At 52.2% G+C, this 8,740-nt stretch carries 9 protein-coding genes and 1 pseudogene; 7 read left to right on the forward strand and 3 right to left on the reverse strand.

Translation table 11 applies throughout. From position 1 onward, the window contains the following. Positions 1 to 7: 7 nt before the first annotated feature. Entirely contained in the window at positions 8 to 1,042 is a 1,035-nt protein-coding gene (waaH, locus tag AACU94_RS21035; protein WP_135403696.1) for a UDP-glucuronate:LPS(HepIII) glycosyltransferase, read from the forward strand. Here the strand turns inward: waaH and AACU94_RS21040 are convergent. From AACU94_RS21040 to gpmM, 3 genes are read right to left on the reverse strand one after another with little or no spacing between them, the layout of a single operon-like run. Further along, the gene (locus AACU94_RS21040) at positions 1,029 to 1,988 is read right to left on the reverse strand and encodes a divergent polysaccharide deacetylase family protein (protein ID WP_130215190.1); all 960 of its coding nucleotides are present in this window, start codon (positions 1,986 to 1,988) and stop codon (positions 1,029 to 1,031) included. The two genes, waaH and AACU94_RS21040, sit on opposite strands and share 14 nt — an antisense overlap. A 3-nt stretch (positions 1,989 to 1,991) precedes the next feature. Further along, positions 1,992 to 3,251: a murein hydrolase activator EnvC gene (gene envC, locus AACU94_RS21045; protein WP_001626259.1), complete on the reverse strand. Its 1,260-nt coding sequence runs from the start codon at positions 3,249 to 3,251 to the stop codon at positions 1,992 to 1,994. Positions 3,252 to 3,284: 33 nt separating this feature from the next. Beyond that, positions 3,285 to 4,829 carry a 2,3-bisphosphoglycerate-independent phosphoglycerate mutase gene (gene gpmM, locus AACU94_RS21050; protein WP_130215192.1) on the reverse strand — a complete coding sequence of 515 codons (1,545 nt, stop codon included), beginning with the start codon at positions 4,827 to 4,829 and terminating at the stop codon, positions 3,285 to 3,287. Positions 4,830 to 5,073: 244 nt separating this feature from the next. Here gpmM and AACU94_RS21055 point away from each other — a divergent pair, with 244 nt between their 5' ends. From AACU94_RS21055 to AACU94_RS21080, 6 genes and pseudogenes are all read left to right on the forward strand, one after another. Continuing rightward, positions 5,074 to 5,505 carry a rhodanese-like domain-containing protein gene (locus AACU94_RS21055; protein ID WP_130215194.1) on the forward strand — a complete coding sequence of 144 codons (432 nt, stop codon included), beginning with the start codon at positions 5,074 to 5,076 and terminating at the stop codon, positions 5,503 to 5,505. 140 nt (positions 5,506 to 5,645) lie between these two features. Next, positions 5,646 to 5,897: a glutaredoxin 3 gene (grxC, locus tag AACU94_RS21060; protein ID WP_000024392.1), complete on the forward strand. Its 252-nt coding sequence runs from the start codon at positions 5,646 to 5,648 to the stop codon at positions 5,895 to 5,897. Between the two features lie 62 nt (positions 5,898 to 5,959). Beyond that, positions 5,960 to 6,427 (forward strand): protein-export chaperone SecB, encoded by a 468-nt coding sequence (secB, locus tag AACU94_RS21065; RefSeq protein WP_135488558.1) that lies wholly within the window; start codon positions 5,960 to 5,962, stop codon positions 6,425 to 6,427. Next, a complete protein-coding gene (gene gpsA, locus AACU94_RS21070; RefSeq protein ID WP_112914747.1) occupies positions 6,427 to 7,446 on the forward strand; it encodes an NAD(P)H-dependent glycerol-3-phosphate dehydrogenase in 1,020 nt (339 codons plus the stop codon). Before secB ends, gpsA begins: the two co-directional genes overlap by 1 nt. Before the next feature lie 79 nt (positions 7,447 to 7,525). After that, positions 7,526 to 8,347, forward strand: coding sequence for a serine O-acetyltransferase (gene cysE / locus AACU94_RS21075; RefSeq protein ID WP_001277565.1), 822 nt, complete (start codon positions 7,526 to 7,528; stop codon positions 8,345 to 8,347). Positions 8,348 to 8,583: 236 nt separating this feature from the next. Further along, positions 8,584 to 8,740 (forward strand): annotated as a pseudogene (locus tag AACU94_RS21080) (IS110 family transposase); the annotation flags it as partial.

An 8,740-nucleotide genomic window follows, 5' to 3' on the forward strand; every position in this document is an offset into this window, starting at 1 on the left:
GTAATTTATGATGAACAGCACCAATAAACTAAGTGTTATTATCCCGTTATATAATGCGGGAGATGATTTCAACGCTTGCATGGAATCTTTAATTGCGCAAACCTGGACTGCTCTGGAAATTATTATTATTAACGATGGATCAACGGATAATTCTGTTGAAATAGCAAAGCATTACGCAGAAAAACATCCACATGTTCGCTTGCTGCATCAGGCGAATGCTGGCGCATCGGTGGCGCGTAATCGCGGGATCGAGGCAGCGACGGGCAAATATGTTGCTTTTGTCGATGCTGATGATGAAGTCTATCCCACCATGTACGAAACGCTGATGACTATGGCGTTAGAGGACGATCTCGACGTGGCGCAGTGCAACGCTGACTGGTGTTTTCGTGAAACGGGGGAAACCTGGCAATCCATTCCCACCGATCGCATACGCTCAACCGGCGTATTAACCGGCCCGGACTGGCTGCGGATGGGACTTTCTTCTCGCCGCTGGACTCACGTTGTCTGGATGGGTGTTTATCGCCGCGATGTTATTGTAAAAAATAACATTAAATTTATTGCCGGATTACATCATCAGGATATTGTCTGGACAACAGAATTTATGTTTAACGCGCTGCGTGCGCGATATACTGAGCAATCGTTATATAAATATTATCTGCATAATACGTCAGTGAGTCGGTTGAATAGACAAGGGAATAAAAACCTTAATTATCAACGTCACTATATTAAGATTACCCGCCTGCTGGAGAAATTAAATCGAAATTATGCCGACAAAATTACAATTTATCCGGAATTTCATCAGCAAATAACTTACGAGGCATTGCGTGTTTGCCATGCGGTACGCAAAGAGCCGGATATTATTACCCGCCAACGGATGATTGCTGAGATATTTACTTCCGGCATGTATAAGCGCCTGATTACTAATGTCCGCAGCGTAAAGGTGGGTTATCAGGCATTACTGTGGTCTTTCCGCTTATGGCAATGGCGCGACAAAACACGATCGCACCATCGCATTACGCGTAGCGCCTTTAATTTGCGCTAGCGTTAAACTTCGCCGCTTCGGGCTGTTTGCCCCAGCCTTGCCACTGATGTTGAAAGTAAACGATCAGTGTGCTCTGGCTGATGCTTTCGCTTAATACTTCAAAGAAGCGATTCGCATAAACTGGCTCCAGCGGTTTTTTCGGTTTACACAGCTTCACGCCACGGAACGGATTACGCGGTGCGTCGGGCACAGTATTTTTCGGCGGTGTAGATGTATCGACCTGTGGTTCATTCAGCAAGCTGCTGGCTTTCACCAGCGTAATGTCTGGCGGCAGGTTATAAACCATTTGTTGCAATACGCGTACCGTTGAGGGATGTGGATGACCAATGGCGATGGTCGAACCGTTGCGACGCGCCAGGTCAATTGCACGATTAAACTGTACACGAATATCCGCTTCATTTTGCGAATCGTCGAGGAACACCTTCCGTTTAATAACCTTCACGCCAGTGCCTTGTGCGGCGCGCATCGCCTGGGTATTACCGATGGTTACGCTGTCGAGGAAGTAAAGATTGTAACGCGCCAGCGCCTGCATTACTTTCTGCATACCAAACAGGTTAGAGGTCATTTTGCTGCCCATGTGGTTGTTGATTCCCACGGCATAGGGCACGTTATTGACCGCACTACGAATAATGCGCTCAATTTCGTCGCTGCTCATCTCCGGGCGCAGCGTGTTTTTCTCCAGCGGCTGTTTACTCAACGGTGCCATTGGCAGATGGATCAACACTTCGTGACCGCTGTTATGCGCTTTGGTCGCCATCTCTCTGGCGTGCGGTGAATCGGGTAACACGGCGACGGAGATCGCGGAGGGCATTGCCAGCACCTGGTTTTCGTTGTGCGGGCGATAACCAAAATCATCAATGACGATGGCTAGTTTGCCAGCAATTACGGGGGAGGAGAGCGCCAACAGCGCGGCAAATGCAAGAACGTTACGACGAAATGGAAACAAAACTTATCTTCCCAACCACGGTTGTGGATTGACCGCCTGACCCTGGCGGCGAATTTCGAAATAGAGTGAAGGCCGACCCTGACCACCACTGCTGCCCACCAGTGCAATTGGCTGGCCCGCGCGAACCTGCGAACCAACGCTCACCAGTGCGCTCTGATTATAGCCGTAAAGACTCATGTCGCCTTTACCGTGCTCAACCACCACCACCAGACCGTAGCCTTGCAGCCAGTCAGCCAGAATCACCCGACCGTCGGCAATCGCTTTAACTTCAGTACCTTCAGAGGCACCGATAACCATCCCTTTCCAGCGCAGTTCGCCTTGTAGCTGTTCGCCATAGCGATGCAGCGTTGGCCCGCGAACCGGCCAGAATGCCTGACCGCGCGGTGCGCCCAGACCACCGGTACGGGACATTAGCGATTTTTCGCTTTCGGTCGGTTTGTAGGTGGTGCCTTTACGCGTCGCTTCTTTCTGACGGTCGCGAACCGCCTGGGCTTCGCGCGCTTCACGTTCAGCACGTGCTTTCGCTGCCGCTTCTGCACGGGCAATGCTGTTACGCAGACGGGATTCGTTGGCACGCAGTTCACTTAGCTGCTGCTGACCTTGCTGGATGGAAGATTCCAGCCCCGCCAGCGTCTTTTTACGCTCGTTCAGAGCCTGAGTCAGTTTCGCCTGTTGGGCGCGCTGCTCATATAACAGCGTTTGTTGCTCGCTTTGTTTCTCTTCCAGTTCGGCACGCTGCATGGCGACTTCTTCACGCGTTTGCTTCAACTGGGCGATGGTTTCTTGTCGCGCCTGGTTGAGATAGCCGAAGTAAGCCTGCAATCGTTGACCGCGCTGGCTTTCTTCACCGCTGAGAATCAGCTGAATACCGGTATGTTCACCCTGACGAAACGCGGCATCCAGTTGTGCGGCGAGGCTGCGTTCCTGGGCGGCTTTTTGCTGCTCCAGTTTGGCAATCGACGCGTTCATCTCATCAATCTGTTTATTCAGTTGATTGAGCGTGTTTTGCGTTTCGCGCAGCTTGCGGGTGGCTTCGGAGATCGCCTCTTCCTGCTTTTTCAGCTGAGCAAGCAGGCTTGAGCGTTGTTGCTGCTGTTGGCGTACCGCGCGCTCTTTCGCGGCGATATCGGCCTGAATAGATTTGAGTTGGTCGCGGTCATCCGCGTGGGCGGAAAACGTGCACAACAATACGCCAGCGCTAAGAACGCTGGCGTAAATGATGGGCCTGACTGCAAACCTGCGCGGTTTCGTGGCCCGTGTCATGGTATTAATCGCCTTTCCCCTCATGGGGAGGGATTATTCCACGATGAACAGCGGCTTACCAGTCATCTCTTGTGGGATTTCCATCCCCATCAGCGACAACATGGTCGGTGCGATGTCAGAAAGCTTACCGCCTTCAACCGCTTTCACGTTCTTATCACCAACGTAAATCAGCGGAACTGGCAGGTTGGTGTGTGCTGTGTGTGCCTGACCCGTTGCCGGATCGCGCATCTGTTCAGCGTTACCGTGGTCAGCGGTGATCAGCAGTTGTCCACCCACGGACTCAACGGCTTTTGTCACTTCTGCAACACAGTGATCCAGCGCTTCTACCGCTTTAACCGCCGCTTCCATCACCCCGGTGTGACCTACCATGTCGCCGTTCGGATAGTTACAGATAATGGTGTCGTATTTGCCGCTCTTGATTGCCGCAACCAGTTTTTCGGTCAGCTCTGCGGAGCTCATTTCCGGTTGCAGATCGTAGGTAGCCACTTTCGGTGAGTTGATCAGAATGCGATCTTCGCCTTTGAACGACTCTTCTACGCCACCGTTGAAGAAGAAAGTAACGTGGGCATATTTTTCGGTTTCGGAAATACGCAGCTGAGTTTTGTCGTTTTTCGCCATCCACTCGCCGAAGGTGTTAACCAGAGACGCCGGTGGGTAAGCCACTGCGGTTTTGATGTCAGCGGCGTATTCGGTCAGCATCACGAAATCGACGTTAACCACTTTCTTACGCGCGAAGCCGTCAAAATCAGCGTTCACGAATGCACGAGTGATTTCACGCGCACGGTCAGCACGGAAGTTCATGAAAATCAGCGCGTCGCCGTCTTCCATTGCTGCATCTGGCTGGCCTTCCGCACGGATAACGGTCGCTTTCACGAATTCGTCGTTTTCGTCGCGAGCATAAGCAGCCTGCAAACCAGCAACGGCGGTATCGGCCTGGAACTCACCTTGCGCCAGAGTCAGCAGGTCATAGGCTTTTTCAACGCGATCCCAACGGTTGTCGCGGTCCATGGCGTAGTAACGACCAATGATGGACGCTACGCGGCCTTTACCCAGCGCGGCAAATTTCTCTTCGAATTTTTTCAGCGAAGATTCAGCACTGCGCGGCGGAGTGTCGCGACCGTCAAGGAATGCGTGCAGATAGATTTTTTCTGCGCCGCGTTCAGCTGCCAGTTCTACCATCGCCATTATGTGATCTTCGTGGCTGTGTACGCCGCCTGCGGAGAGCAGACCCATAATGTGTACTGCTTTGCCTGCGTTTTTCGCTTTATCTACCGCACCAGTCAGTACTGGATTAGCAAAGAAAGCGCGATCTTTGATTTCAACGTCCAGACGAGTCAGGTCCTGATACACGATGCGGCCGGCACCCAGGTTAACGTGGCCTACTTCGGAGTTACCCATCTGACGGTCAGGCAGACCGACTTCCAGACCGGAAGCGTCGATCAGGGTATGCGGACGATTGGCCCACAGTGCATCCATTACCGGGGTTTTAGCACTAAAAATGGCGTTATCCTGCTGTTCTTCGCGATAGCCATAGCCATCCAGAATCACCAGTACCATAGGTTTTTTAGAAACCGACATTGCGACAACCTCATACTCAAGAGTCAAAATTTGCGTAATTTTACTACAGCTGAATCGATAAAATAGCCTCTGAAGATCAAAATATACGACCGCTCGCGGCAAGCCGATGCCAGATTTGCGATTTTTTTTCGTAGCGCCCCGCAAAATTGCATTCCAGTTAACGCGCTGGCTGTATTTGCCGCACTGCGCAGGTATACTCCTTTCCTGGTTTTTTTAATCACTACGTCGGGAGTTGTTACCCCCCATGCAAGAAATTATGCAATTTGTTGGCCGTCATCCCATACTGAGTATCGCCTGGATCGCGTTACTGGTGGCGGTTCTTGTCACTACGTTTAAGAGCCTGACCTCGAAAGTGAAGGTGATTACTCGTGGTGAAGCTACGCGTCTGATCAACAAAGAAGACGCTGTGGTTGTGGATTTACGTCAGCGTGATGACTTCCGTAAAGGCCATATCGCAGGATCTATCAATCTGTTGCCGAGCGAAATCAAAGCCAACAATGTTGGTGAGCTTGAGAAGCACAAAGACAAACCGGTTATCGTGGTAGACGGTTCTGGCATGCAGTGCCAGGAGCCTGCAAACGCACTGACGAAAGCGGGTTTTGCGCAAGTATTCGTGCTGAAAGACGGCGTCGCTGGCTGGGCTGGCGAAAACTTGCCTCTGGTGCGCGGCAAATAATTTACCTGTCGTCTTTCATGATGCAGGCCGTTAGCTGCAATTATGCCCCCAGCAACTTATTGTTATAAGCTTCTGGGGACACTCCATTTTGCTGCCGCCCTGCAACATGAAATTTCAGGGTAAAAAACAGGAGCTAAGTTATGGCCAATGTTGAAATCTATACCAAAGAAACCTGCCCGTATTGCCATCGTGCAAAAGCACTGCTGAGCAGCAAGGGCGTGAGTTTTCAGGAGCTGCCGATCGATGGTAACGCCGCCAAGCGTGAAGAGATGATCAAACGTAGCGGTCGCACCACGGTTCCCCAGATTTTTATTGACGCACAGCACATTGGCGGCTGTGATGACTTGTATGCATTGGATGCACGTGGTGGACTGGATCCCCTGCTGAAATAACGTGTGAACGTTGGCATTACATTGCGCAGTATTTAAGGACAACACTTAAGGGTTTTCTACACATGTCAGAACAAAACAACACCGAAATGACTTTCCAGATCCAACGTATTTATACCAAGGATATTTCTTTCGAAGCGCCGAACGCGCCGCACGTTTTCCAGAAAGATTGGCAGCCAGAAGTTAAACTTGATCTGGATACGGCATCTTCTCAACTGGCAGATGACGTTTACGAAGTGGTACTGCGTGTTACCGTAACGGCATCCCTGGGCGAAGAAACTGCGTTCCTGTGTGAAGTTCAGCAGGGCGGTATTTTCTCCATCGCGGGTATCGAAGGCACCCAGCTGGCACATTGCCTGGGCGCATACTGCCCGAACATTCTGTTCCCGTATGCTCGTGAATGCATCACCAGCATGATATCCCGCGGTACATTCCCGCAACTGAACCTTGCGCCGGTTAACTTCGATGCGCTGTTCATGAACTATTTGCAGCAGCAGGCTGGCGAAGGTACTGAAGAACATCAGGATGCCTGATGAATCAACGTAATGCTTCAATGACTGTGATCGGTGCCGGCTCGTACGGCACCGCTCTTGCCATCACCCTGGCAAGAAATGGCCACGAGGTCGTCCTCTGGGGCCATGACCCTGAACATATCGCAACGCTTGAACGCGACCGCTGTAACGCCGCGTTTCTCCCCGATGTGCCTTTTCCCGATACGCTCCATCTTGAAAGCGATCTCGCCACCGCGCTGGCAGCCAGCCGTAATATTCTCGTCGTCGTACCCAGCCATGTCTTTGGTGAAGTGCTGCGCCAGATTAAACCGCTGATGCGTTCTGATGCGCGTCTGGTGTGGGCGACTAAAGGTCTGGAAGCGGAAACTGGGCGTCTGTTACAGGACGTGGCGCGTGAGGCGTTAGGCGATCAAATTCCGCTAGCGGTTATCTCTGGCCCAACATTTGCGAAAGAACTGGCAGCAGGTTTACCGACGGCTATTTCGCTGGCCTCTACCGACCAGACCTTCGCCGATGATCTCCAGCAGTTGCTGCACTGTGGCAAAAGTTTCCGCGTTTACAGCAATCCGGATTTCATTGGCGTGCAGCTTGGCGGCGCGGTGAAAAACGTCATTGCCATTGGCGCGGGGATGTCCGACGGTATCGGTTTTGGCGCGAATGCACGAACGGCGCTAATTACCCGTGGTCTGGCTGAGATGTCGCGTCTTGGCGCGGCGCTGGGTGCCGATCCTGCCACCTTTATGGGCATGGCGGGGCTGGGCGATCTGGTGCTTACCTGTACCGACAACCAGTCGCGTAACCGCCGTTTTGGCATGATGCTCGGTCAGGGCATGGATGTACAAAGCGCGCAGGAGAAGATTGGTCAGGTGGTGGAAGGCTACCGCAATACGAAAGAAGTCCGCGAGTTGGCGCATCGCTTCGGCGTTGAAATGCCAATAACCGAGGAAATTTATCAAGTATTATATTGCGGAAAAAACGCGCGCGAGGCAGCATTGACTTTACTAGGTCGTGCACGCAAGGACGAGCGCAGCAGCCACTAACCTCAGGGAACCTTTGTTACCGCTATGACCCGGCCCGCGCAGAACGGGCCGGTCATTATCTCATCGTGTGGAGTAAGCAATGTCGTGTGAAGAACTGGAAATTGTCTGGAACAATATTAAAGCTGAAGCCAGAACGCTGGCGGACTGTGAGCCAATGCTGGCCAGTTTTTACCACGCGACACTACTCAAGCACGAAAACCTTGGCAGTGCGCTGAGCTACATGCTGGCGAACAAGCTGTCATCGCCAATCATGCCTGCCATTGCTATCCGTGAAGTGGTGGAAGAAGCCTATGCCGCCGACCCGGAAATGATCGCTTCTGCGGCCTGCGATATTCAGGCGGTGCGTACCCGCGACCCGGCGGTGGATAAATACTCAACGCCGTTGTTATACCTGAAAGGTTTTCATGCCTTGCAGGCGTATCGCATCGGTCACTGGCTGTGGAATCAGGGCCGTCGCGCACTGGCTATTTTTCTGCAAAACCAGGTTTCTGTGACGTTCCAGGTCGATATTCACCCGGCAGCAAAAATTGGCCGTGGCATTATGCTCGACCATGCGACGGGCATTGTCGTTGGTGAAACGGCGGTGATTGAAAACGACGTGTCGATTCTGCAATCCGTCACCCTTGGCGGTACTGGGAAAACCAGCGGTGACCGTCACCCGAAAATTCGTGAAGGCGTGATGATTGGCGCGGGCGCGAAAATTCTCGGCAATATTGAAGTTGGGCGCGGCGCGAAGATTGGCGCAGGTTCCGTGGTGTTGCAACCGGTGCCGCCGCATACTACCGCCGCTGGCGTTCCGGCACGCATTGTCGGTAAACCAGACAGCGATAAGCCATCAATGGATATGGACCAGCATTTCAACGGTATTAACCATACGTTTGAGTATGGGGATGGGATCTGATGTCCTGTGATCGTGCCGGATGCGATGTAATCATCTATCCGGCCTTGTATTATCCCTCCTGTGCAGAGAAAATTGGCCAGTTTTCTCTGCCTGCAGTCCGCATGCCGTATCCGGCCTTGGGTTCTAACCTGCGCGGTAGATTTATGCAGCGGACTGCCTTTCTCCCAAAGTGATAAACCGGACAGTATCATGGACCGGTTTTCCCGGTAATCCGTATTTGCAAGGTTGGTTTCACTATGGAACATGAACTTCATTATATTGGTATCGACACCGCTAAAGAGAAACTGGATGTCGATGTGTTGCGCCCTGATGGCCGTCATCGCACCAAAAAATTCGCTAACACCCCTAAAGGGCACGATGAGCTGGTGAGCTGGCTGAAGGGTCACAANATTG

This window comes from Escherichia sp. E4702 (genome assembly GCF_963883545.1).
Classification (GTDB): Bacteria; Pseudomonadota; Gammaproteobacteria; order Enterobacterales; family Enterobacteriaceae; genus Escherichia.